The following is a 24,530-nucleotide window of genomic DNA, read 5'->3' as shown; positions in this document are numbered from 1 at the left end:
GGGCGGGACCAATAGGTTCCGCCCCTTTAAAATACCTTGGATTTTTCCGGGGCTCATGCTATACTTTTAAGGTAGTAAATGAATGACCGGTTTGAGGGCAAAAATATGATTAAAATCGCTATTGTAGAAGATGAAACAGAATATGTGGAAACGCTGAAAAACTACCTTGCCCGGTACGAAACAGACCATTCCGCCAGCTTTCAGGTACAGGCTTTTACCGACGGCCTTGATATCGTATCCGATTATACTGCCAGCTATGATATCATATTGCTGGATATTCAGATGAAATATTTAAACGGTATGAAGGCGGCGCAAAAGATCAGGGAGCTGGATGAGGATGTGATCTTCATCTTTATTACCTCCTCCGCTCAGTTTGCCGTGGAGGGGTATATGGTGGATGCCCTTGGTTATATATTAAAACCGGTTCCTTATCTGTCCTTTTCACAAATATTAAATAAAGCCGTCCGCAGGATCTTAAAAAGACAGGCAATACACTATATGAATGTCGATACGGATGGAGGCACCATGAGGCTTAGCACAGACTCCGTCCATTATATCGAAAGCCAGCTTCACCATGTCCTCATCCATACGGACAAGGGGGATTTTGTAGCTTCCGGGCCCATGAAACGTATGGAAGAGGCTTTAAAGACCTTTGGCTTTGCCAAGTGCCACAATGCCTACCTTGTCAATCTAAAGCATGTGACAGGCTGCCTGCCGGGTGATGTGCTGCTTCTTTCCGGCGAACAAATTCCCATAAGCAGGGGCCGGAAAAAATCATTTATGGAATGCCTGGCTGATTATATGGGAGGATAAACCGATGAACTTTGGCGAACTGATGAATACCCCCCGTCCCTTTACCGCACTGGCCGAATGGTGCGCCTGCATCAGCTACATCCTTATGCTTCGCAGACGGCTTAAGGGACCGGGTCTGGCCGCTTCTTTTGCAGTCATGCTGGGCCTGTTTTTCCTTCTCCACTTAATCGCCGGCGTCCTTCCCCTGTATTTGTGGTTTCCAGGGATGATCACTGCCATTCTTCTGATGTATTTTTCCATCTATGCTTCCTGCCGGATCTCTCCCTGTGATACGGGATTCCTTTGTGTCCGGGCCTTTGTTCTGGCGGAGTTTGCGGCCTCCTTTCAGTGGCAGATGTATGTATGGTGGGCTCTCAGCTCCGGACGGGTGAGCAGGACCTTATCCGTTTTAATCATGGCAGTTTCCTATGGCTGCCTTTATACAGGATATTATTTTCTGGAAAAAGAGCACATTTCAAAGGATGAAGGAATGGAAGTGGAACGGAAGGAACTTCTTGGCGCTGTTTCCATTGCCCTTGGGGCTTTTCTTATGAGCAATATCAGCTTTGTCATGCCAAATACCCCTTTTTCCAGCGCTGCCAGCTCCCTGCTCTATGTAAGAACCCTGGTGGATTTCGGAGGGCTTCTAATGCTTTTTGCACAGCAAAACAGGAGAAAGGAGCTGCGGGTCCGGGGGGAAAACCATGCCATGAACGTGGTCTTACAGCGCCAGTACGACCAGTACCGCATGGCCATTGATAACATGGAACTGTTAAGGCGTGAATTCCATGACCTAAAGCATTACATGATCGCCATCCGGGCGGAAAAGGATCCTGAAAAAAGGGAACAATACCTATCGGAAATGGAAAAGGCCATTCTCACCCAGGAAGCCCTGGCCAACACGGGAAACCAGGTACTTGATGTGGTGCTGACCACCAAAAGCACCTATTGTGCCCAAAACAAAATCACCTTTACCTTCATGGCCGACGGAAAGCTGATCTCCTTCCTTCACGTGAAAGACATCTGCTCCATCTTTGGGAATGCCCTGGATAATGCCATTGAATGCGTTTCCCAGTTTGAGGATCCTGAAAAAAGGCTGACCACCCTTTCCATATACAAACGAAACCGTTTTTTAATGATCCAATGTGAAAATTATTCCGAAAACCACCTTTCCATGACTTCCAACAGCCTTCCCCCTACCACAAAGGGTAATAAGCTGTATCATGGATACGGCTTAAAGAGCATTCAGGCCGCGGCTCAGAAATACGGCGGTTCCATGACCATTTCTTCCAGTGATAACTGGTTCCGCCTTCAGGTTCTTATTCCCCTCCAGGAAGAAATGCCGGGATGGTGAATATAAGGCGGAAAAGAACGAAGAATTACTGCAGCCCGGCCCATAACAGGAGCAGGAGGGAGAATCATGAATTTCTCCCTCCTGCTCCTTTATTCCTGTTTTTATCAACCATTTCCTGCATTTTCATACAAAACTCATCCAGATCCATTTCTCCGGCAATGTATTTTTGAAACAAGACCCCCAAATCCGCCACATATTCCATGGAATTCTTTGGCATGAATCTGGCCTGCATTCTGGTGGTTTTTAAATAATCCCGCATTTCCTTATAGCCTGCAATATCGAAATTCTCTTCCCATATTACATCCTCTCTTGCAGGCATCCGGTTCATCTTCTTTGCATAGCTGATGCTGCCTTCCCGGCTGGCTGCATAGGCCAGGAATTTCCGGGCCGCCTCCTTATGAAGGGAAGCCTTATTGAGGACATACTGCCAGGTGGCAATGTAGGTGGTCCTGCCTCCCAGATCAGGCAGAGGTGTCAAATGGATCTTATTCTCTCCGTAAACTCCTGAATCCACAAAAGTGTTCATGGTGCCGCTGCACAAAAAGACCATTCCGTACTTTCCGTCTATAAATTTCTGTTCCAACTGTTCATACTGGTCCAATAGCTGATCAATGGGGGAATGTCCCTTTTCCACACAGTTTTTTAAAAATTCCATGGCCTCCCTTGTCTTAGGGTTGCTCCAGTCGTAATAATTTCCGCCGAACAGATTGATGAATTCTCCGATTTCATTATACACGTAGGTCTTCTCCCACGCCCCACCGTAAGCATAGCAGCCTTCTCCGTAATCCATGGATAAAAACTTATTTAAGCGCTCCTGCGTGGTGACATCCGCTAACCCCGCCTTCTTTAAATATTCATCGTTAACCCACAGCATCAGAATGTCCATCATATAGGGCACAGAATAAATCTGATCCCCATCCATTGCCATTTCCATTAAATATTCCTGAGGGAAATGAGAGACCACCTGATCATTCATCACATCATCCTGAAGAGACTCCAAATAGCCTGCCTGCTTGAATTCACTGATCATTTCGTCGTTTACGCTGATCACATCAACTGATGTGTCTCCTGCTGCCAGCAGGGAAGAGATCCTGGCATGTCTGGAATCTGCATTGATGGGGCATTCCACCGTATGGATCCTCATATTTAATGCCTTTTCCGCTTCCTCAAGAAAGGCTTCAAACTCCTTCTTTCCTGCATCGATATGCATGATGGTGATCTCATCCTGGTATGCCTCCCTGTCCGTCCCATGGGGAGCTTCCTGTGTTTCTCCCCGGTCCCTTTCAGGCCCTGTCCGCCTGCAGCCCATGGAGAAACAGACTGCCATAAAGGCAGCCATAAAAAAGGCAGCACAGCGGTGCTTGGAATACTTTTTTTTTGGATCCTGAGTTTTCATAGCCTTTCTCCATTTTTATTTCTGCACAGGGTAAGTTTCCAATGCTTCTCCTTATCTGGGCCACCGGTCTTCTTTCTTCATAAGCTCCGGAAATGGCTCATGAGGCAGGGTCTGGTACCAGTAAGCAACACTTGCCACATCATCCTGCCGCTCAAAATTTCCCTTATGGCAGGTTCCGATCTGCTGAATGGTCACCCGGAGATCCTCTTCAAAAAGAATGGGGTCCATGATGTGCCACCGGTAAAATCCCCTTTGAGGCATGGTATCATCGTTATGGTAAAAATTATGTACACCCTCGTCATGACTGGAATAGTAAGGATATCCCATAAATGGCGTACAATACGTATTTTCCACGGTTTTTCCGTTTACCTGAGCCCCATAGCTCCATGCCCCGCCGAAATAATCCTCGGTTCCCGTTCCGCAGATCGTGGGATATTCCTGATCTCCATCCAGATAGAATTTCACTTCTCCCTCTCCCCACCAGTAACGTTCCAGGGTTGTCAAAGCCATGTATGTACCTACATAATGCCCTTTTCCTTTTACATTGTCAAGGACAGTATAATCCTTCTGCTTTTCAGTCAGGCGCTCCCTCCTCCACTGAGCGTGGAAGTACAGGGTATCCTGCGGCAGATCATCCACCAGGCAGTAATCCACCTGATAGAAAAAGGCAGGCACTTGGGCTCCATGCTGGTTTTCTATGGTGATCTTTGCTTTTTTGCGGAAGGGCATGGGGAAATAGCAGTTCATTCCCCTGGTGGGGTTGACCGTTACCGGCTGGGAATTGACCAGGCAGCCTCTTGCAAACCCGCAGCAGAAGAAATCTCCCAAAGGAGTTTCCACCGAAGGGGTTTCCTCTCCCTCCCAGTACATGCGCAGCACCAGATCCCGCAGGACATAGTAATCCAGCTCCGTCCGGTCCGTTACCGTGATCCAGATATGCTGAATGATCCCCGGCCCTTCCATCTCCGCCAGGGTGGTCACACTTCCCGGAGCAAGACCCCGGATGCAGGGAGAACCTTTCCTGGAGGGCCCCAAGGGGCTGGCGGCCATGCCGCCCCTTCCCTTTTCTCCGTATGGATTTTCTGCATTGATGGCTCGGCTCCTCCCATACTTTGCCTGGGAGAGCATACCAAGGCCCCCGAAAATTGATTGCATCATTGTATTCTCCTTTCCTGCAGGCTCACGCCTTTACGCCGCCTGCCATAATACCGTCCATAATCTGTTTTTCAAATACAGCAACAAATAAAATAATTGGAAGCAGGATGATCCAGCCCATGGCACTGACCAGATCCCAGGGCACTCCATACATATTATCCCGCAGGGGAAGCTGCACAATGGCAACGCTGAGCACCTGAATGCCGTTGGAATAATACAGGGGGGTAAAGAAATTGTTTAAACAGGTAATGAAATTGATGATGCACACCGTAGCTATGGCAGGCTTCATCAGGGGAAGAACCACATAAAACAGCCTCTGCCGGAAGTTTGCCCCGTCTATGGCAGCGGCTTCTTCCAAAGATTCCGGGATCTCCCCCACAAAATTCCTCAGGATCAGGACCGTAAACGGGATGATGGCGCTTACATACAAAAGGATCAATCCCTGATACGTATCAAATAAATGTACTTTCTGCATAAATTCATACAGAGGCCTGGCAGTGACCACTTCCGGTATCAGCATGGTGGCAACGATAAACCCAAAAGCCAGACTGATACCCCTGGAGCGGAACCTGGCAAAGGCATAAGCGCCCATGGCACAGAACAGGGTTCCTGCCACCAAAGTCACTCCGATGATCACAACCGTGTTGCCGATTTTAGACAGCAGCCCTACATTTTCCATCAAAAACCGGTAGCTGCTGAGTGTGGGATGATCCGGCACATAATCAATGGGCGTCTTAAACAGCTCTCCCGGCGGAGTTATAGAGGAAATGAATATCCAGTATACCGGGAACAGGATCAAAAACGCCACGACTGCGAACAGGATCCATCTGCCTGCTGCCACTCCTCCTCTGTATACCTTATACTTTTTATCAGTGTCCATCTTCATATCCCTTCCCTCCTAGTTCTCATATCTGTTCATAAACTTCAGGTTCATATAGCTGAATACAGCCATGACCAGGAACAGCAGAACTGCCAGCGCCGAAGCATATCCAACATTTAAGTTGGTAAAGGCCTCCATGGTGATCCGGTATGCGATCAGGGAGGTATCCTCTCCCGGACCGCCGGAGGTCATGGAATACACCAGGTCAAAGGCAGTCAGCCGCCACAGGGTGAAGGGAATGCATAGGGTCAGCACGTTTTTCATGATCAGGGGAAGCGTAATGTGCAGAAAGGACTGGACCCTGTTTGCACCGTCTACCCTGGCTGCTTCATAAATATCTCCTGAAATAAACTGCAGCCCTGACAGGATCAGTATCCCGAAAAAAGGAAGGTCCTTCCATAAGTCCATGGCAATGACTGCGGCCCTGGCCGTCCCTGTATTGATAAGCCAGTTCATCTGGAAGCCCGGAACAAACCAGCGTATAAAATCATTGACCAGGCCGTAATCATTGTTAAAAGCCCATTTGGCAGCCATACCGATCACAACAGCAGGCATTGCCCAGGGAATCAGCACTATAGTCCGTAAAAACCGGCGGCCCTTAAAGTTCATATTCAGGATCATTGCCAGGGCCACCCCCAGGATCACATGGAGGATCATGGAAATGAGAACGAACATCACTGTAAATTCCAGGGTGGTGATGACCTTTTCATCCTTAAATATGTTCAAATAATTGTTAACCCCTGCAAACTCATTGATTCCGCGTAATACCCGGATATCAAAAAAGCTGTTGATAAAGGTCCTTATAATCGGATAAATCGTGGTGAATCCGCGGATCATGAGCACCGGTAAAATCAGCACCCAGGCAATCCAGTTTTGTGATTTCTTGGAAATCATACAGGCTGCCTCCTTTCACTGCCTTTAAATTCTAAGGACAAAATACCTTTTGTCCTTACTTGTTATATGTTTCCACGTATTCCTGAGCCTTTTTACAGAACTCATCCACTGTGATCTCATCCTTCATGCAGGACTGGTAAATGGTTCCCATGGCTGAAATGAACTCCATGGTCTGAGGAAGCATGGGACGCCCCTTGACTACGCATTCGTTTGCGTATCTGGAATACATCTCCTTTGCAGGATCTGTATCCGGCACTATCTTTGCCGCTACATCCTTTCTTGCAGGATACCGGTCAAAGGCTTTATAGGAGGCTTCCATGCCTTCCTCACTTGCCATGTACTGAAGGAATTTGACGGCAGCTTCCTTATTTTTAGAAGCCTTGTTCAGCACATAGCTCCAGGAATCTGTAAACACATATCTGTTGTCAATGAACTTAGGAACCATGGCCATATGGATCTTGTCTGCGCCCAGCATGCCGGCCTTATTATAGTCGGCACCAAGGCCCCACATGAACAGGCAGCCGTATTTACCGTCATTAAATTTGGGATTCATCTGCTCATATTTATCTGCGATCTGATCAATAGGCGTATAGCCTTCCTTTACCATATCCTTTAAGAACTCAATGGCTTCCTTGTTGGCCGGATTGGTCCAGTCCAGATAATCCCCGCCGAACATGTTGACGAACTGGGCGATTTCATTAAAAACGTAGGTCTTCTCCCAGGAACCACCGTAGCCATATCTGCCGTTGCCGGAGGCCGCCTTCATGTAGGCCATAAAGTCCTCTTTCGTATCCAGGGAGGCGATTCCGGCCTCATCAAGGATCTTCTGATTTACCCAGAAGGCAAGATAACCGGAATATCCCGGCACTCCAACGATCTGCCCATCCTTGCCGGTGATCATGTCCTTTACGTATCCTTCCGGAAACTGTCCCCGGATATCACCTGTCATAACCGTATCGTTTAATCCTTCCAGCCACCCGGAGTTCTTAAAGGATGCGCTCATCTCGTCATTGATTTCCAGGATATCCACGCTGGCATCACCGGTAGAAAGGATGGTGGTGATCTTCTGCTGCCTTGTGTCCGAATCCGTAGGAGCGGCGATGACATTGAGCTTTAACCCGGTGGCCCCTTCCACCTTGGCCAGCCAGTCTGGGAAATCTGAATCCGTGGTGTTGATGGTATACAGGGTCAGATCGTATTCCCCGGCTTTCTTCTCCCCTGTCCCGCTGCCGGTCCCTTCTGTTTTTCCCGTTCCTCCGCTGCATCCGGACAGAAGTCCGCAGGTCATGGCTGCCACCATAGCCAGGCTTATTAACTGTTTCTTTCTCATAATGAATCCTCCTTCTCTTCTTTGAGCTTGTTCCCTCATTGGTAGGTTCAGGATAACAGAAACCGTATTTCTTCAAAATACAATTTATTTTGATTCGTTTATATTATTTTTGGGTACTATTGAATTGTTCTTTTGGCTTCTCTATAATGAAAATCAGCCGGGATTCCCGGAATACAATATGAAACTGTATATGAGACTGTATATGAGGATTGGTATTTATGAAAAAGGTTATAAAACGGTTATTGATGACATTTTCCCATTTTCAGGCCAAGCTGCTGCTTGCTTTCCTGCTGTGTACCTTCATCCCCTTAAGCGTCATCGGCTGTATTTCCTATGCCGTTTCCTACTCCATTGCCAGAGATAAGATCGTGGATTCAGCCATCCTTGCCGCCGACCAGCTTCATGTCCAGCTAAACAGCCGCATCCGGCAGGCAGAAAATGTGGCAGATACCATCCAGTATAATATGTACACCCTGGGAAAATCCTCAGGGCAGGAGCTTTCTGCAAGGCTTGAGGAGCTTACTTCCCTGCGCAACAACATCTCTCTTTACAAATCCACCTTTAACTTTTACCACATCTGCATCTTTTTAAAGGATGAGCAGCTTGGAAGCGGGGAAGGACTGTTTTTTTATCCCATCAGCGCCATTTCCGGCTACGGGCTGTCCTTTAAGGAATTGAATCATTTAGGCGCTTCCTCCCTTTGGTTTTACCAGCCCCAGGTAAAGCTTCCTCTTGTATTGGACCATGATGAGCCTCCCTCGGATGCGGTGATCTGCTGCAGGGCAATGGTCAATCAAGGCTCTAAGGAGCTGGAATATGCTTACTTTATCATGATGAGCACACAGGAATTTTCTGACATGCTCACCGCTTCCTTTTCCAATACGGAAATAAGCTGCTTTCTCTTCACTCCCGAGGGAACCTTGGCGGCAGGCTCTGAAAAGGAAATGGAAGGCCAGCTTTTAAACTCCGGCAGGGACTTAATATCCTCCCCGGACGGTAAGTCCTATTATGAGAAAAACGGAGACTGTTACTATGTCCTTCCCTTGGAAAACGGCTGGCATCAGATCACCGTGATCCCTCAGTCCTATATTGCAGGCGGAACCGCAGTCCTTTTGCGCACCATCCTCATGGCCTTGCTGCTGTCCCTGCCCCTTACGGCCCTTATCATACTGCTGATCTCCAGAAACTTGTCAAAACGGGTCATGCTCCTGTCAAAGGCCATGGAGGAATTCCGCCTCAGCGCAGATATGAAGGCACAAAAGCACTTCCCCCTGCCAAAGGATGAAAGCCTCTATGATGAGATCGACCACCTGGGCCTGGCCTTTGAACAGATGCAGGCCACCATCCGCCAAAACGTCCGCTCCATCCTGGATCTTTCCCTGAAGGAAGAACGGTTGAAATACCAGCTTCTCCAGTCCCAGATCAACCCTCATTTTCTCTACAATATCCTGGGGTCTGTGAATACATGCCAGTCCCTTGGAAGGCTGGATACCGCCAGCCGGATGATCACGGACTTAACCCGCTTTTACCGGCTTACCTTAAGTAAATCCGGCGACCGGATCACCATCAGGGATGAAATAGAAATTGCCACCCTTTACCTTAACATGGAAAAGCTTTGCCACAGCAGCGGGCTTTCCTGGGAAACCGACTTGGAAGACGGGATCGAAAACTTCCTCATCTGCAAATTCACCCTACAGCCCTTCCTGGAAAACAGCATCCTCCATGGGCTCTCCAACCGGACGCCTAACTTATTTATCCGCATCCAGGCCGTCTACGGAGACGACACGGTCATCATCCGGATCAAAGATAACGGAGCCGGAATACCGGAAGAAAAGCTTAATGAACTGAAACAGGATCTGGAGAGAAAAACCGTAAACTATGAAAAGCATTTCGGCATTTTAAATGTCAATGCCCGCATCTCCAGTGAGTTGTACGGCTGCGGACATATTGAAATAGACAGCAAGCCCTATCAGGGCACCTGCATCACCATCACGTTCGCGCAAATAGAAGGAGACTTAGAATGAAGAAGATCATGATTGTAGATGACAACTGTCTATCCGTGGAGGGAATCCAAAAGAACATTGACTGGGAGTCCCTGGATTCTTCCGTGATCCATATCCGGTTCGACGGGACGTCTGCCATCCAGGCCATGGAGGAAGATCCTGTTGACATTATCATCTCGGACATTGAAATGCCGGATTTAGACGGGATTTCAATGAGCAAACTTGCCATTGGCTTTAATCCATTTGTAAAAATCATTCTCATCAGCGCCTACGACCGGTTCGACTATGCCAGACGAGCTCTTCGGATCGGCGTTTATGACTACATTGAAAAGCCCATTGACTATTCCTATCTGGCGGAAAAGGTCCGGGGCGCCTGTGCTCTCATTGACCAGGAAAAAAAGAACATGGAGCTTTTGAATCAAAGCCGTCCCCTTATGACGGAAAAGTTCTTCCGGGACCTGATTCATTATTCAGGAAAAGAGGCCGCTTATCATCTGGCTTCCTATATGGAATACTTAAATCTGGAACTGGATTATAAGTTCTTTGCCGTGATCCTGTTAAACGTTGAAAATGCCTCTGAACGAAAAGCCCATATGGGTGTGGCCCAGTATGAAATCCTGCTGTACAACATACGGGACACCTTAAGCAGGTATTGCCGGATCTTTGATTTCCATTATGTGCTAAAAGACTTTGACGGCCTTACCCTGATCCTGTGCCAGAACAGCTCAAACCCGGATCACTTTCTCCAGTCAGTCCACAAGATCGCCTCCTATGTGGCAGAGGAATATCAAAATGCCGATGTTTCATTAAACATCGGCATCGGCAATGTGGTCACTGATCTATGGAACGTGCACCTTTCCCATGAAAGCGCCGTTCACGCCCTGGAATACCGTTTCTTCTTTCCCCAGAAGAACGTTTTTAACGCCAGGGAAGCCCTGGGCAGGAATCTGACCCTGGAGCCATTTTCCGACACAGGGGAAGAGGAGCTGATCCGGCTCATCTGCCAAAAGGATTACCCTGCCCTGGAACAATGGATCAAGGAGTTCTCCTCTGACCTGCTGAAAAAATACCAGACCAAAAACCTGGTCTTTATCCGCATATACTCTCTTCTTGGAAGAATCCTGAAATTTTTATATGAATTGAACATTGACGCAGAAGAGCTGGAGACCAGCATCATCAAGGCCTACAGCAGCCTCGACACCTTTACCACCAGCGGCCAGTTCTTCTCCTGGCTGTACCGGATCTGCACCATGGCCTGCCACAAGCTGGACACCTCATTAAAGGCCTACCATGACACCCTGTGCAGCTCGGTTCTGTCCTATATAAAAAACAACTATGAAAGCAGTGATCTATGCCTTCACGACATTGCAAAATACGTAAACGTAAGCCCTGCTTACTTAAGCGCCCTGTTTAAGAAGAATACGGGCGTAAACATCAGCGACATTATTGCTTCCGCCCGCATTGACGCCGCCTGCCAGTACTTAAAAAATTCCGCCCTTTCCTTAAAGGAGATCAGTGAAAAATGCGGGTATGCCAACCAGTATTATTTCAGCACCAGCTTTAAAAGAAAGCTTGGAATATCCCCCTCGGCCTACCGGGAGGCCGAAACCCTGGACCAGAACCGGTCTTAACCATAAAAACTCAGGCAGCCAGTATGAATGAAGCTCAAACTGATTACCTGAGTTTTTAAATATATCTATTTTCCGTCGTTCTTAAAAATGATCTTAAAGATGGGGAAGAACACCCAGAATGAAATTGCGGAATTGATCAGCATGGTGATCACGTCTGCAACGGTCTCTCCTCTTCCTCCCAGCTTTAAACCGTTCATGAACAGGTGGTAGACCGGAGCCTTATAAAGGCCCTGAAGGGCTGCCGCCCCTATGGTAATGATGATATAGGCGATCACGTACCACATGGCCGCCTTTGCTGCGCTGTTATTCGCCTTAAAGGTGACATTCCTTTGAAGGAAGAAGTTGATGACCTGGGCAATTCCCATGGTGATTTCCACCGCCAGAAAATACGCAAGTCCTCCCCCTCCCCCTTGGGAAAGGGTGCCTGCCCCATAGTTGAATATATAATAGGGCGTACCATCCAGATTGGAACCCACATGCCATATCTGGAAATTCGTGTCCACCAGAGAGGTCATCCCCAGCATGTTCCGGAAAACCGGCATCAGAATCATCTGCAATACCGTAACTCCATTGGACACGAGGAAAAATACTAAAAATTGTGCTAAGGTCGGATGGTTCCCGGCAAAGGTCTTCCATCCGGCTTTTATGCCTGACAGCATGTGCTCCCTCCCTTCTATTTTCCGGAGAGCTTCTTTTCATAAGCTCTGTTGGCTTTTGCGTTGGCAAAGTATCCGCCGATGATCTGCTTCATTCCCCGGAAGAAATGGCCGTTCACCGCCAGAACCATGCCTTCCGCCATTTCCATGGAGACCGCTCCTCCGGTCATCTTGGCGATCCCTCGAAAAGGCATGTTATAAATGAACAGGAGGTTTAAGTCCGGTTTTCCCTTTGCTTCACTTCTGTCCTTCAGGGCCGTAAGGATCCGCCAGACCAGTCTGGCCAGGGGGCTCTTGGCGTAATACATCTGACAGAGAGCATCGTTTAATCCCAATTCTCCGGACCATTTTTCGTCAGGGACCGGGTGCCCTAAAAGGGCTTCAAATTCTGTCTCAGGCACCTGCCTGATCTTTCCCGAATAGTAGGATTTAAGCCTATCCGGCTCATAAGGCCAATCTTTCGTGGTCCCTTCCCGGGTCACGGTCTGGTGCAGCCTTATATCCGTCACATTTGACCCCACGAATATGGAATAAACGCCGTCTTCCACCTCAAAACGGTCAGTTGCTCTGTTCCAGTACCGGAAGGTCTTATCATCAAAGGGGAGGGTCACTATCCTGCTTTCCCCTGCCTTTAAAAATACCTTTTTAAAGCTCTTCAGTTCTTTCTCCGGGCGGAATATTCTGCCCTTAGGGCCTCCCACATAAAGCTGGACAACTTCCTTTCCGTCAACCTTTCCCGTGTTGGTAAGGGTGAAGCAGACCTCATGTTCCAAAACCTCCATACTGCCGTAGGAAAATGTGGTATAGGACAGTCCGTAACCAAAGGGATACTGCACCCTGACCTTTCCGGTGTCATAATACCGGTAGCCCACATAAAGGCTCTCCCGATACTCTGAGCAGCGCTCCGTTCCGGGAAAATATTGGAAAGCAGGAGTGTCCTCATACACCAGGGGGTAAGTCTCGCTTAAGCGGCCGGAAGGATTTACTTCCCCGGTAATCACCCGAAGCATGGCAGAGGGACCGGCTTCCCCGCTTAAATATCCGTGGAGAAGGGATTTGCAGCATTCCTGCCACGGCATTTCTACGGCAGAGCCTGCGCTTAGGATCCCCACGATCCTGGGATTTGCCTCGGCCAGAGCCGTAAGCAGATCAATCTGATTCCGGGGGATCCTCATATGGCTCCGGTCCATCCCTTCGGTTTCGCTGATCTCATCAAGGCCAAAGCAGTAAAGCACCACATCGGCTTTAGCGGCCAGATCAATGGCCTCCTGTTTTAAGGCGGCGTCATCCGTTCCCCTTCGGGAATAACCTCTGGCACAGCCTGCAACGCTTAGGGGATAAGCCCATATCATCTCTTCCATGCTTTCCAGCCGGAGGGGATTGACCAGGGAGGATCCTGCCCCCTGATAGCGGGGGGTAAAGGCAAAGTCACCGATCAGCGCCACCCTGCAGCCTGATTTTAAGGGAAGCATCTCATCCTCATTTTTTAACAGAACAATGCTTTCCTCCGAGGCCTTCCCTGCCAGCCTGTGATGTTCTTCCTGATCAAAGGAGCTACGCCTGTTTTTCCGGTCTCCATTAAGGGCAAACACCGCCTCCAGCAGGTCAGCTACACAGGCATCCAGCGCCTCCATGGAAAGGCTGCCGTTTTCCACCGCCGCCATCAGTTCTCTGGCTGAATGAAGGCCGGGAGCTGGCATCTCTAAGTTGGAGCCTGCCACTACCCCCTTCCCATGATCGTTGGAGCCGCCCCAGTCGGTGATGACGATGCCGTCAAACCCCCACTCTCCCCGCAGAATATCCTTAAGGAGATGCTCATTCTCATTGGCATAGACCCCGTTGACCTCATTGTAGCTGGTCATAATGGATTTTGCCCCGCCTTCTTTTACCGCTATTTCAAAGCCTTCCAGATAAATCTCTCTTAAGGTCCTCTCATCCACCACGGAATTCATGGCCATGCGGCGCTGCTCCTGGTTGTTGACTGCAAAATGTTTGGGACAAGCATATACTCCCTGACTCTGGATCCCCTTAATATAGGCTGCCGCCAGTTTTCCCGACAGATAAGGGTCTTCAGAAAAATACTCGAAGTTTCTTCCGCAGAGAGGGCTTCTCTTAATATTAAGTCCAGGGCCCAAAAGGACGTTCACTCCCAGGGCATTGGCTTCCTCACCTAAGGCCTCTCCGATCTCCCGGCAAAGGTCTTCATCCCAGCTATTGGCCACAGAAGCCGCCGTAGGGAAGCAGGTGGCCGGAAGGGAGGCATTTAAGCCCAGATGATCCCCTTCCTTTGCCTGTTTCCGGATTCCGTGAGGGCCGTCGGAGCAGAATATGGATGGGATTCCCAGACGGTCAATGTTCCGGGACTGCCACACATTTTTTCCGCTTAAAATGGCCGCCTTTTCTTCTATTGTCATCTTTTCTATCAAATGAGTATATTTCATTTCAATTCCCGTTTCTTTTTATAGGCATTGAGTATTCTTATCTCCAGAACAACAAATCCTGCTGCCAGGATCACATCTAATCCAATGGCTGCGATCTGCCATGGAAGCAGTCCGCTCTTTGCGTTATTTCCTTCATAGGCGCGGCTGTTTACCACCGTGTACATGATATTCTTACATGCCTTTCTCATGGCCAGAAGGCTTGTGGCGCTGGAAGTATCCTTTACATGGTTGGTTTCCGTATCATAGGCAACCAGCATGGCGTCGTTTCCGTTCCTGATCTCCTGGTCTGCATTCTGATATCCATACCCTCCGAAATAGTCTGTGAGCACAAAGCCTCTAAAGCCCCATTCATCCCGAAGCACCTTGTTAAGCAGTGCATCGGAAGCGCCTGCATATTCGGTTCCAATAAAGTTAAATGCGGACATTACCGCTTTGGCTTTGCCCTCTTTTACTGCGATTTCAAAGGGCTTTAAGTAAATCTCACGGATGGCCTGTTCCCCAGACCAGGTGCAGAGCATGTTGTTCCGGTTGGTTTCCTGATCATTGAGGGCGTAATGCTTGATATAGGCATATACTCCATGGCGTTCCGCACCTATAATAGCGCTGGCTGCCATTTTACCTGACAGGACCCCATCTTCGGAATAATACTCAAAATTTCTTCCTGCAAAAGCGGAACGGTGGGTGTTCATTGCCGGTGCATACCAGCCGGACACCTTCATCTCGTCTGCCATTTTGCCGATGCTTTCCCCAAATTCCTCTGCAATATTACGGTTCCAGGTGCTTGCAATCATCACAGCGGACGGGAAGCCAATGGATCCGGTCCCAGTAAAGTTATTGTTGATGGAAGCCGGTCCGTCACAATCCACGGTCCCTACCTTATCCACGCTCTTTGCCCCAGAGGTCTGATATCCTCCGATGGCGATCATGGTGTCCATTTCCGTCACGGTCAACTGGTCAAGAAGCTTCTCCCACTGGGGATCGTCATAATCCATACCCCGCATGGAGGCAAGACTCAGCCCATTGCGGGCGCCGGTCACCGGCATCACGTCCTCTGCCCGGTTGTCAGCCGCCGGATCGTAGTTGCTGTTATTCACAAAGGCAGCCTTATAGGCTTCCGGCATGGTCAGGCTTTCAGGCCTTGCCGTGGCCTTTTCATAATTTGCAAATCCGTCTGCACGGGATAAATAGGTCAGTCCTCCGTCAGCATCGGCAAACCGGTTTTCAGCGGCAGCCTTATCGGAAGAACGGGGATTTGTTTCATCATAAACGGTTTCCCCGGATACGGTATAAGTCTGTTCTTTGATTATGCTGTGGGAATCAAACCTGATGGAGATCCCGTAATCACCGGCTTCCAGGACATAGGCGCCTTTTCCGGCTCCGTCATAGGATGCCATGTCTTCCGCCTGGAAGGAGACCTTAACGGTCTGGGACTGGCCCGGCTCCAGAATATCCGTCTTATCAAATGCGATCAGGTTTGCAGAAGCCTTTTCAATTCCACCGTTGGTATAGGGGGGATTGTAATAAACCTCAACCACATCCTTGCCTGCCTTGTCTCCCGTATTGGTAACGGTCACATCAAAGGAAATGGTACCGTCTGTCTCCGTGATTCCACCCATTTCCTGGGAGAAAGAGGTATAGGACAGGCCATATCCAAAGGGATAAAGGACGGTTTTATTATAATCGATCAGTCCTTCTTCTGCGGCAGTTTCATAGAAACGGTATCCTACATAAATGCCGTCAACATAGTTAATAAGACTGGGATAGGTGGCCTCTCCCTTAAAGGCCTTACCTGCAAATTCGTTCATGTTATCGTAAACAAAGCTTCCAAAATTGTTGTAGTGAGGGGTTGCGGTCAGGTCCGCCGCAAAAGTATCGCTTGTTTTGCCAGAGGGGTTAACTGTACCGCTTACGATCTCACCCAGGGCCTCAAAGCCGGACTGGCCGGTACCAGGGCACCAGATGGCACTTTTGATCTGGCTGTATTCATTGATAAAGCCAAGCTCCATGGCATTTGCCCCATTGTATACCAAAACCACATTGTCGAAATTGGAGCATACCAGATCAACCAGGTCCTTTTCCGTCCTGCTTAACTGAAGATAATGCCCGCCAGGTTCAAAATCCTTATATCCTGTGGAATTATCCGTATAGGTCACTGCGCTGACATCCGTAGGAAGATCGGCTCCCTCCCCTCCTACACGGGTGATCACCACCATAGCCGTATTAGAAAATTCCTTTGTACCTGCCATCAGTTCACTGGTGTAGGATTCCTTTACAGGCTCTGGAAGGGTCCAGTCCTGTTCCCACATCCCCACCTTCGGACGGTCGGCCCGGTATGCGGTGTAGAAATCAGTAAGTCCTGCATTCAGTTTAAAGCCTGCATGTTCAAGCCCCTGAAGAAGGGACACTGTTTCATATGCGTCGGAAAGGGAACCTGAACCGGTACCGCCGTAGCAGGGGTTGGTGGAAGCCCATCCAAACACGTTTAAATTGGAATCAGTTTTTAAAGGAAGCAGATTTTCCTCATTCTTTAAAAGCACGATCCCTTCTTCCGCAATCCTGGTACAAAGCTCTGTGGCTTTGTCTGAAGTCTCTTTTGAAATGGTTCCGCTGCCGGTGGCAAGGGAAATCAGGCTGGACATGGGACCCCAGCAGATCATGTTTCCCACAATAACCACAGAAAGCACAATGGCCATAAGCCCCTGGCGCCGGATCAGATACTTTGTGGCAGCCTTCCTGTTTCTGCATACAACCATTGCAACAGCCGCAACTGCAATGGCAATGGCCAATCCAATTAAGTACGGTACGCAAAGATTGACGATTTTTAATACATCATCCACGTTGATTTGTAACATTTCTTTCATCCTCCTCCATTAAAATCACCACAAGCTTTGTGGTATGTGCCTCACTTTAACACATTATGGACTTAGGAAGCGGCTTTTTGCATAACCGGTATTATTTTCTGCATAATTGGCAGGCGGCTTGTCCTTTTTAGCAGGGAATTTCCTGCCGTCATGATGGAAAAAGAAATAGAGGCGGTTGTAAAAAGAAGGCATGATAACTATAAGAAGGATCCGGGAGAAAATCCTGCTTTTTAGATTTTCTTCCGGATCCCTGAATGCATAAAAACATCGGAATATTTATTCCTTGAGCCAATATTCAGAACCGGAGTCCGTGCGGCATAAAAAACCGTATTCGATTAGCAGCCGTCTGATATATGGGAAATCATGATATAATTCCTTTAAAGAGTCGTTAATCTCACTTTCGCTGTAACGGGTTCTCGGTAAAAACCTGCCGGATATTTCACGCAGGACCACTATTTTGGCCTTTTCCCTTGAAGGGAATTGCTTGATTGCCCCATTCTTATCAAAATACCTGGTCAGGATCTTCGTTCTTTCCTCCACCGTAACATCATACCTGTCATCCATCATTGTTGCTGTTTTATGGGCGTCATAAAACTCTGTCTTATCATTTTCTGCTTTCATGGCTGCCTCCCTTTTATTAAATATTTCCATTGCTGCTAAAAATAACTTTGATTGTTTTTCCTGTTCATGAAGCTTATAACGGTAATTCCTCACAGTGGAACAGGATATACCTTTTTGCGCGGCTATTTCTTTATCAGATAAGCCTTCTATCATTAAAGATAATATGGAGTGCTGTATCTTTGATAAGCCTAAAAACCCAGGGTTCATATTCATTAAATAATCCAGCATTGATTCATGTCTTTCCTCAACATGAACCTTTGCCATTTTGTTTGCATCATAGAAATGGCCGCTATGAGGATATATCTCCCCCTTGGTATACTGCTGGCTGCAAATCAAACAATAAACGGAATCATCGTCTTCGTAATATCCATTCATTAATTCATCAGGAGCAGCCTGCCACAGGGATTTTCTGTTAAATGAATTTTTCATGATTTTCTCCACTTCATACATTTTACAATGCATATCTGTTCCTTTTCTTAATTTAACAATCATGCATTGAGATATCGGGGTCTTTATGTCCTCTGTGTTCCAATTGGATTGGGTGGAAATTATAGATTGCATTAAAATTTCCACATGATAATAAAGCGTTTTTTTTCATTGCATCTACAATTTAAAATATCACTTATAATGGATATTATATAGTAATATTTAAAAAATGTCTATGTATAAGCAAACATTTTTATGTTTTGTTTGTTTTTTATTGTTATGTGACACAATCAGAGATTATGTATTTTATTACCTTTAATCCGCCTCATCCGGAAGGCTATCACCAACTGCTTATAAGAAATATCATGAAATCAAATGCCCTCAAACAGGCAGGGAACCCATAGAACGTCTAAAAAATACTTGCCTAATAAATACATAAAAAAAATGCGCCTTGAAATGGCTTATTATGGCCAATCAAGGTGCATTTCTTTCTGTTTCAATCCATTCCTGTCTCGTATGGGCCAGCCCTCCCTTTACGGCTGCAAAACAAACGCTTGGGATTCCCATGGATAAGAGTATGCTGCAGTCTGTGGTGCCGGGCCTGTTTTCGGCGTCTTTCCTGTGTGCTTGTAAATGGATGGCCAAGTTCTTATACCTTTTCCCCCACCACCGCCATCCCCCCGTTCTTTAAGAACTCAGAGGGCGTCACATTGGTATACTTTTTAAACACACTGCAAAAATGTTTGTACTCCCCAAACCCCAGCTCATCCGATATTTCATAGATGCGCATAGTCCCCTCGTTCAGCATATTCATGGCTTTCTTGATTCTATACTGGTTCAGCAGATCTACAAATGTGGTGTTAAGTTCTGCCTTTAACTTCCTGCTAAGATAGCTGGAGCTGACACCCAGGCTCTCTGCCACATGGTTGATGCTCAGCTTCTCATGATAATGCTGCTTTATAAGCTCATATGTCTTTTTCACATATGGATCTATGCTGTTTCGGGCGCTGTCAAATATCTTCCACTCGTCGTAAACCGTCAGCATCCTATCCTGTGATATCTTCTCTATCTTCTCATACTTGCTGGCATAGGCAATCTTTTGTTTTATCTTATCCAGTGCTTCCCTCAATTCATCCTCGTCCACAGGTTTTAACAGATAATCCATGACTCCCATATGGATGGCCTGGCGAGCCAGCTCAAATTCCGAATAGCTGGTAAGAACCAGGCTGTAGAAATGCCTCTCCTTCAGAGCCTTCTCCACCATCTTAAGGCCGTTCATCTTGGGCATCTTAATATCCGTAAGCACGATATCTGGCTGCTCCCTGCAGATGGTTTCCAGCCCCTCTGCCCCGTCCTTAGCCGTACCTGCGATGACACACCCCATATCCAGCCAGTTAAGAGCAAAGGTAAGCCCCTTCCTGATGATTTCCTCATCTTCCACAATCACTACTTTTAGTAACATTACAGATTCCCCCAATCTGTTTTCTGAAATGTGCGAATGTAAATCCATCTGTGTACGCTAATCATTTTTATTTTCATCACAGAGAACCCTGAGAGTCACCACGGTTCCCTTATTAACCCTGCTTTCTATACTGACTCCGTATCCGTTTCCGCAGACCAAACGGATTCGTTTATTGACATTATAGATACCGATGTGGTCCATCTGGTTCTGGTGATATTCCAGGTTTGACTGAAGCTCTTTTAAAAGTCCTTCAGGGATGCCCACCCCGTCATCCGATATGATGACCGAAAGCACACCATCCTGTATCCTGGTACGGATGGATATCTCCAGGCAGTCCCGGTCCTCCCCAAACCCGTACTTGATGGAATTCTCTACTATGGGCTGCATCGCCATACGGGGAATGGAAGCCTGGCTGCTCTCTTCCTCCAGCTCCACACTGTACTTAAGCCTTTCCCCATACCGGTAAAGCATTACCTGCAGATACCGGTTAATGAAATCCATCTCCTCTTTCACAGTTACCACATCTTTGCCGTTCTGGATGCTGTAGCGCAGCATCCTGGACAAACAGACTAACATCTTCTCTGCCTCCCCGGGCCTGAATTTTATCATATACCGGATGGATTCCAGGGTATTGAAGAGGAAATGAGGGTTGAACTGGGACTCCAGAATCTGGACCGTAGCCAGCATGTTTTCCCTGGCCAGCTCCTGGTGGCGCACCAGCAGATGGCGTATACTGCCTATCATGGTGTTAAAGGAATGGCCAATCCGCTCAAATTCATCACCGGAGGCGATATTTAAGGATACAGCCAGGTCCCCCTTCTCCACCCGATCCAGGGCTCCTATGAGGTCATATATGATCTCTGTCTTTTTGTCCGCCACCTTACCGGCGCTGCGGTAAATGGCCATTGCCACTACCAAAGCCAGGAACCCCACCAGCATCAGGGACATGATGCACAGTTGTACAAAAGAAGTACAGTCGTAGACCACCTGTACCGCGGCCTCCCCTCCCAGCACGGATTGTCTGGCCGTATAATACCATCTTTTTCCAAAACACACCAGGTTCCTGCCATCACGGAATTCCTTCACCAGTTTTCCCCTGTCGTCCTGGAATCGTGAAGCCCCGGCTGTAAATACACGGTTGAACTTATTGACCATCAGCACCGGCTGTTCCATATTTCCAAGATTCTCCTTAAAGGCATCAGCCTTCAGCACAAAACCACTGTACCCCTGAAGCTTTCCATCCTTAACCACAGTTTCAAACATGAGCCATGCAGGAAGAGCCCTGCCATCTATCACTGTGTTGTCATAGATAAATATGCAGTCCTTCTTGCTGTACTTCTGATCAATGGTATTCCACGGCAGATAATTCCCTATATACTGTACCACATTAGTCTGGCTGTCCGTAGAGAACACCACGTTCCGGTCCTCATCAAAAAGATAGTAATTCCCCCTGTAATCCTGGCCGTTTAAGAAGCGATAGATGCCGGACACTGCCTCCGTCTTATAGGAAGACTGCCCCTTAAAGAACTTCATATCAAGTTCCTGGGCCATCTTCTTATTCTCATCCACATAGCTGGTGATGACCCCTTCAAATTCCCCGGAAAAATGCGCCATCATGGTCTTGCTTTTCCTTATGATCTGCTGGGATCCCAGGGCTGTGAACACCAGAAGAAGCACCACCAGTGATATAAAACAAGGTACAAGCGCATGGAAAATCAAACTTTTCCGGATCTCATCCCTGAAACATGTTTGTTTTCTTTTCTCCATATGCCTGCACCTTTTAAACTGTATTTTCTGTAGTTATAGCTGCGCCGGAAAACTATTTCTGCAATTTACATGCTTAGTTTATCATAAGACCCTTACATTGTCACGTCCTTGTTGCCGGACACCTTGAAGAAGATAAGCAGGGATACAACAGTGGTTGCAGTCAGTATAGTGGCCAGAGCCGCCGCTGTACCGTAGCTGGCACGGATGACTTCGTTGTATATGGCGACCGACATGGTCCTGGTGCCTGCATTGTAGAGCATGACAGAAGAACTCAGCTCGTTAATCAGGGTAATCCAGCTTAGGATAGCGCCGGATGCAACTCCGGGCAGCATCATTTTGGCTGTCACCTTGACAAAGGACATGGAAGGTGAATCTCCCAGGCTGATGGCAGCTTCCTCCATACTTGGACTAATCTGGTATAGGATGGCAGAGCTGGAACGCAGGGTATATGCCTGCCTGCGAATGACCAGGGATATGATCATAATGATGGCAGAGCCTGCCAGCATCATCGGCGGATGATTAAATGCAATCAACAGAGTAATACCAAGTACGGAACCCGGAACAATATATGGGAACATGGCAATGGTGTCAATCATGTTGGTCAGACAGTTTTTGCGCCTCACTGCCAGGTAGGCAATGAGCATACCCAGGACAACGATGATCACAATGGCGGCCAGACAGTAAAGATATGTATTCTTAATGGACTGGACTGCGGTGGAGAATACCTTGCGGTAGCTCTCTAAGGAGAAGCCGTCCACGAATACCTGCATCTTAGTTGCCCTGAAGGAAGTATAGACCACCATGCACTGCGGGATAATTGAGGTTGCTGCCAGAAGGTAGATATACAGGTGAATCAGGAATCCCTTGATGCCATGGACATCCTTTGGCTGGATTGGCCTCATGGAGCTCATGGCAAAGGACTTGGTATTCACATACCACTTCTGTACCAGGAATATAGTGGCTGTCACCACCACCATAATGGTAGCCATACAGGCTGCAAAGTTAGCGGAACCACCTGTCTCCCCCACAAATTCTGAGTAGACCAGGGTGGGCATGACACGGTAGCCCTCACCGATTAGGGCCGGTGTGCCAAAGTCCGCCATACAGTTCATGAATACCAGCAGGGCAGCGGCAATCAGGGTAGGAGTCACCAGCGGCATGATGACGGTAAAAATCTTCCGAAGTCCGCCGCATCCCAGACTTTCAGCCGCCTCAGACAGAGCCACGTCAATCTTTTTAAAAGCGCCCGACACATACATGTAGATAAATGGATACAGCTTTAAGGCAAATACCAGAAGCATACCGCCAAAACCATAGATGGACGGCATATGGATACCCATACCTTTTAGGAACTGGGTCACGGTACCGCTTCTTCCCAGGAGAAGTATCCAGGAATAAGCGCCGATAAAGTTAGGGCTCATCATGGAGATGATGAAGAAGATCTCCAGAATCCCTTTTCCCTTTATCTTGTAAAATGACATAAAGTAAGCCAGAGGTGCGCCCAGGACAATTGCCACCAGAGTCACGCTGATGGTCAGCTTAAATGAGTTAAGCAGTGCGCTCTTATAATATTTTTTCGAGAAAAATCTGGCATAATTTTCCATAGTCCAGATACCAGTCTCCGTATCCTTAAAACCGCTTAGGAAAAGGCTTATCAGCGGATACAAAAGGAATATGGCAAACAGTGTGATGATGATAACAGTCACAATGTTCCAGAAATCCCATCTGATTTTTTTAATCGTCATATTTCTTCACATCCTTTATCAGACTCTGTTCCAGGTCTTCGGTAAACACGTTGATTTTGTTGGGGTTAGGCCTTAACCGAATCTTCTCTCCCACACCGAATATGCGGTCCACATGGCCCAGATCCTGGGAATACTCAATACTGGGCTGGTTCTCCAGAACCATGCCGTCGGCAAAATGAAGAAAATAGTTGGTGTACTTACCCAGGAAGGTCCTGCTGATGATCTCACACTCCATTCCCTCTTCATTTAGGGAAAATTCCTCAGGACGAATAGATATTACTGCCTTCTGCCCTTCTGTAACCGTGTCCACAAGGTTAGGCATGGACACCTGGTATCCATTGCTAAACACCACTGCAGGAACTTCTCCCTGCTTCTTTATGGTACCGAAGAACAGGTTGGAATGTCCGATGAAGGTGGATACAAATGCATTATAAGGCCTGGCATAGATGTCCTGGGGGGAACCAATCTGCTGGATGATCCCCAGCTTCATGACTGCAATCCGGTCTGATATGGCCAGGGCTTCCTCCTGGTCATGGGTTACATAAACAGTGGTGATACCCACCTGCTTCTGCACATCACGGATGGCGCTTCGCATCTCAATACGAAGTTTTGCATCCAGGTTGGACAGCGGCTCATCCATGAGAAGCACCTGGGGATGGATGACGATTGCCCTGGCCAGAGCCACCCTCTGCTGCTGTCCTCCTGACAGACGCTCCGGCAGACGATCCTGGTATTCGTCAATCTTAACCACTTTAAGGATTTCATCAATCCTGTCCTTCATCTGCTCCTTTGGCACCTTGCGGATCTTCAGGCCGTATTCCACATTCTGCCTGACCGTCAGATGTGGAAAGATGGCATAGCTCTGGAACACCATACCGATATTCCTCTTCTGGGCAGGAATGTCATTTATGACCTTTTCATCAAACTTTATAGTTCCCCCTTCAATGCTGTTAAAGCCCGCTATCATGCGCAGCAGCGTTGTCTTACCACAGCCAGAGGGCCCCAGAAGTGTAAAAAACTCTCCATTTTTAATAAAGGCGGATAAGTCCGGTATGATGGTCAGGTCCCCATATTTTTTCACTACATTGTCGATTCCGATTGAAACACTCATACGTT

General features: G+C 47.8%; 17 protein-coding genes. 4 read left to right on the top strand and 13 right to left on the bottom strand.

The annotated features are described in order from the left end of the window. The first annotated feature begins 105 nt into the window (after positions 1 to 105). Positions 106 to 813, top strand: a complete 708-nt coding sequence (locus ACYVD3_RS01720) for a LytR/AlgR family response regulator transcription factor (protein ID WP_460640780.1) — start codon at positions 106 to 108, stop codon at positions 811 to 813. A 4-nt stretch (positions 814 to 817) separates the two neighbouring features. Further along, complete coding sequence (locus tag ACYVD3_RS01715; RefSeq protein WP_460640779.1) at positions 818 to 2,146, top strand: ATP-binding protein; 1,329 nt, start codon at positions 818 to 820, stop codon at positions 2,144 to 2,146. A 64-nt stretch (positions 2,147 to 2,210) separates the two neighbouring features. On the opposite strand, the gene ACYVD3_RS01710 is transcribed toward ACYVD3_RS01715, so the two are convergent. The 5 genes from ACYVD3_RS01710 to ACYVD3_RS01690 are packed head-to-tail and all read right to left on the bottom strand — an operon-like array spanning position 2,211 to position 7,801. Beyond that, positions 2,211 to 3,542 carry an extracellular solute-binding protein gene (locus tag ACYVD3_RS01710; protein ID WP_460640778.1) on the bottom strand — a complete coding sequence of 444 codons (1,332 nt, stop codon included), beginning with the start codon at positions 3,540 to 3,542 and terminating at the stop codon, positions 2,211 to 2,213. A gap of 51 nt (positions 3,543 to 3,593) precedes the next feature. Then, positions 3,594 to 4,697 carry a glycoside hydrolase family 172 protein gene (locus tag ACYVD3_RS01705; protein ID WP_460641030.1) on the bottom strand — a complete coding sequence of 368 codons (1,104 nt, stop codon included), beginning with the start codon at positions 4,695 to 4,697 and terminating at the stop codon, positions 3,594 to 3,596. 25 nt (positions 4,698 to 4,722) lie between these two features. Continuing rightward, entirely contained in the window at positions 4,723 to 5,577 is an 855-nt protein-coding gene (locus ACYVD3_RS01700) for a carbohydrate ABC transporter permease (RefSeq protein WP_460641029.1), read from the bottom strand. 18 nt (positions 5,578 to 5,595) lie between these two features. Next, positions 5,596 to 6,471 carry a carbohydrate ABC transporter permease gene (locus ACYVD3_RS01695; protein ID WP_460640777.1) on the bottom strand — a complete coding sequence of 292 codons (876 nt, stop codon included), beginning with the start codon at positions 6,469 to 6,471 and terminating at the stop codon, positions 5,596 to 5,598. Positions 6,472 to 6,526: 55 nt separating this feature from the next. Then, positions 6,527 to 7,801, bottom strand: a complete 1,275-nt coding sequence (locus tag ACYVD3_RS01690; protein ID WP_460640776.1) for an extracellular solute-binding protein — start codon at positions 7,799 to 7,801, stop codon at positions 6,527 to 6,529. A gap of 218 nt (positions 7,802 to 8,019) precedes the next feature. On the opposite strand from ACYVD3_RS01690, the gene ACYVD3_RS01685 reads away from it, so the two are divergent. Together ACYVD3_RS01685 and ACYVD3_RS01680 are read left to right on the top strand one after the other, a co-directional pair. Beyond that, the gene (locus ACYVD3_RS01685; RefSeq protein ID WP_460640775.1) at positions 8,020 to 9,825 is read left to right on the top strand and encodes a sensor histidine kinase; all 1,806 of its coding nucleotides are present in this window, start codon (positions 8,020 to 8,022) and stop codon (positions 9,823 to 9,825) included. Beyond that, positions 9,822 to 11,435, top strand: a complete 1,614-nt coding sequence (locus ACYVD3_RS01680; RefSeq protein ID WP_460640774.1) for a helix-turn-helix domain-containing protein — start codon at positions 9,822 to 9,824, stop codon at positions 11,433 to 11,435. The genes ACYVD3_RS01685 and ACYVD3_RS01680 overlap by 4 nt, the downstream gene beginning before the upstream one ends. Before the next feature lie 65 nt (positions 11,436 to 11,500). Here ACYVD3_RS01680 and ACYVD3_RS01675 read toward each other — a convergent pair whose 3' ends face one another. The 8 genes from ACYVD3_RS01675 to ACYVD3_RS01640 all read right to left on the bottom strand — a co-directional run bounded on the left by ACYVD3_RS01675 (position 11,501) and on the right by ACYVD3_RS01640 (position 24,525). After that, the gene (locus ACYVD3_RS01675; protein ID WP_460640773.1) at positions 11,501 to 12,094 is read right to left on the bottom strand and encodes a hypothetical protein; all 594 of its coding nucleotides are present in this window, start codon (positions 12,092 to 12,094) and stop codon (positions 11,501 to 11,503) included. A gap of 14 nt (positions 12,095 to 12,108) precedes the next feature. Further along, entirely contained in the window at positions 12,109 to 14,532 is a 2,424-nt protein-coding gene (locus ACYVD3_RS01670) for a glycoside hydrolase family 3 C-terminal domain-containing protein (RefSeq protein ID WP_460640772.1), read from the bottom strand. Then, a complete protein-coding gene (locus ACYVD3_RS01665; RefSeq protein WP_460640771.1) occupies positions 14,529 to 17,384 on the bottom strand; it encodes a glycoside hydrolase family 3 C-terminal domain-containing protein in 2,856 nt (951 codons plus the stop codon). Before ACYVD3_RS01665 ends, ACYVD3_RS01670 begins: the two co-directional genes overlap by 4 nt. Before the next feature lie 285 nt (positions 17,385 to 17,669). Beyond that, positions 17,670 to 18,443, bottom strand: coding sequence for a DUF2087 domain-containing protein (locus tag ACYVD3_RS01660; RefSeq protein ID WP_460640770.1), 774 nt, complete (start codon positions 18,441 to 18,443; stop codon positions 17,670 to 17,672). 646 nt (positions 18,444 to 19,089) lie between these two features. Next, complete coding sequence (locus ACYVD3_RS01655) at positions 19,090 to 19,902, bottom strand: response regulator transcription factor (protein WP_460640769.1); 813 nt, start codon at positions 19,900 to 19,902, stop codon at positions 19,090 to 19,092. Positions 19,903 to 19,959: 57 nt separating this feature from the next. Next, positions 19,960 to 21,669 (bottom strand): sensor histidine kinase, encoded by a 1,710-nt coding sequence (locus tag ACYVD3_RS01650; protein WP_460640768.1) that lies wholly within the window; start codon positions 21,667 to 21,669, stop codon positions 19,960 to 19,962. A 92-nt stretch (positions 21,670 to 21,761) separates the two neighbouring features. Then, positions 21,762 to 23,414 carry an ABC transporter permease gene (locus tag ACYVD3_RS01645; protein ID WP_460640767.1) on the bottom strand — a complete coding sequence of 551 codons (1,653 nt, stop codon included), beginning with the start codon at positions 23,412 to 23,414 and terminating at the stop codon, positions 21,762 to 21,764. After that, on the bottom strand, positions 23,404 to 24,525 hold the full coding sequence (locus ACYVD3_RS01640; RefSeq protein ID WP_460640766.1) for an ABC transporter ATP-binding protein: 1,122 nt from the start codon (positions 24,523 to 24,525) through the stop codon (positions 23,404 to 23,406). Before ACYVD3_RS01640 ends, ACYVD3_RS01645 begins: the two co-directional genes overlap by 11 nt. Positions 24,526 to 24,530: the final 5 nt, after the last annotated feature.

Source organism: Lacrimispora brassicae (assembly GCF_054772055.1).
The sequence above is the reverse complement of the archived record's forward strand: the minus strand, read 5'-3'. Positions and strand labels throughout refer to the sequence as shown.

What these genes read in the sequence shown, in the direction of transcription:
- ACYVD3_RS01720 (WP_460640780.1), top strand. Translation starts at nt 106, where the DNA reads ATGATTAAAATCGCTATTGTAGAAGATGAAACAGAATATGTGGAAACG.
- ACYVD3_RS01715 (WP_460640779.1), top strand. Translation starts at nt 818, where the DNA reads ATGAACTTTGGCGAACTGATGAATACCCCCCGTCCCTTTACCGCACTG.
- ACYVD3_RS01710 (WP_460640778.1), bottom strand. Translation starts at nt 3,542, where the DNA reads ATGAAAACTCAGGATCCAAAAAAAAAGTATTCCAAGCACCGCTGTGCT.
- ACYVD3_RS01705 (WP_460641030.1), bottom strand. Translation starts at nt 4,697, where the DNA reads ATGCAATCAATTTTCGGGGGCCTTGGTATGCTCTCCCAGGCAAAGTAT.
- ACYVD3_RS01700 (WP_460641029.1), bottom strand. Translation starts at nt 5,577, where the DNA reads ATGGACACTGATAAAAAGTATAAGGTATACAGAGGAGGAGTGGCAGCA.
- ACYVD3_RS01695 (WP_460640777.1), bottom strand. Translation starts at nt 6,471, where the DNA reads ATGATTTCCAAGAAATCACAAAACTGGATTGCCTGGGTGCTGATTTTA.
- ACYVD3_RS01690 (WP_460640776.1), bottom strand. Translation starts at nt 7,801, where the DNA reads ATGAGAAAGAAACAGTTAATAAGCCTGGCTATGGTGGCAGCCATGACC.
- ACYVD3_RS01685 (WP_460640775.1), top strand. Translation starts at nt 8,020, where the DNA reads ATGAAAAAGGTTATAAAACGGTTATTGATGACATTTTCCCATTTTCAG.
- ACYVD3_RS01680 (WP_460640774.1), top strand. Translation starts at nt 9,822, where the DNA reads ATGAAGAAGATCATGATTGTAGATGACAACTGTCTATCCGTGGAGGGA.
- ACYVD3_RS01675 (WP_460640773.1), bottom strand. Translation starts at nt 12,094, where the DNA reads ATGCTGTCAGGCATAAAAGCCGGATGGAAGACCTTTGCCGGGAACCAT.
- ACYVD3_RS01670 (WP_460640772.1), bottom strand. Translation starts at nt 14,532, where the DNA reads ATGAAATATACTCATTTGATAGAAAAGATGACAATAGAAGAAAAGGCG.
- ACYVD3_RS01665 (WP_460640771.1), bottom strand. Translation starts at nt 17,384, where the DNA reads ATGTTACAAATCAACGTGGATGATGTATTAAAAATCGTCAATCTTTGC.
- ACYVD3_RS01660 (WP_460640770.1), bottom strand. Translation starts at nt 18,443, where the DNA reads ATGAAAAATTCATTTAACAGAAAATCCCTGTGGCAGGCTGCTCCTGAT.
- ACYVD3_RS01655 (WP_460640769.1), bottom strand. Translation starts at nt 19,902, where the DNA reads ATGTTACTAAAAGTAGTGATTGTGGAAGATGAGGAAATCATCAGGAAG.
- ACYVD3_RS01650 (WP_460640768.1), bottom strand. Translation starts at nt 21,669, where the DNA reads ATGGAGAAAAGAAAACAAACATGTTTCAGGGATGAGATCCGGAAAAGT.
- ACYVD3_RS01645 (WP_460640767.1), bottom strand. Translation starts at nt 23,414, where the DNA reads ATGACGATTAAAAAAATCAGATGGGATTTCTGGAACATTGTGACTGTT.
- ACYVD3_RS01640 (WP_460640766.1), bottom strand. Translation starts at nt 24,525, where the DNA reads ATGAGTGTTTCAATCGGAATCGACAATGTAGTGAAAAAATATGGGGAC.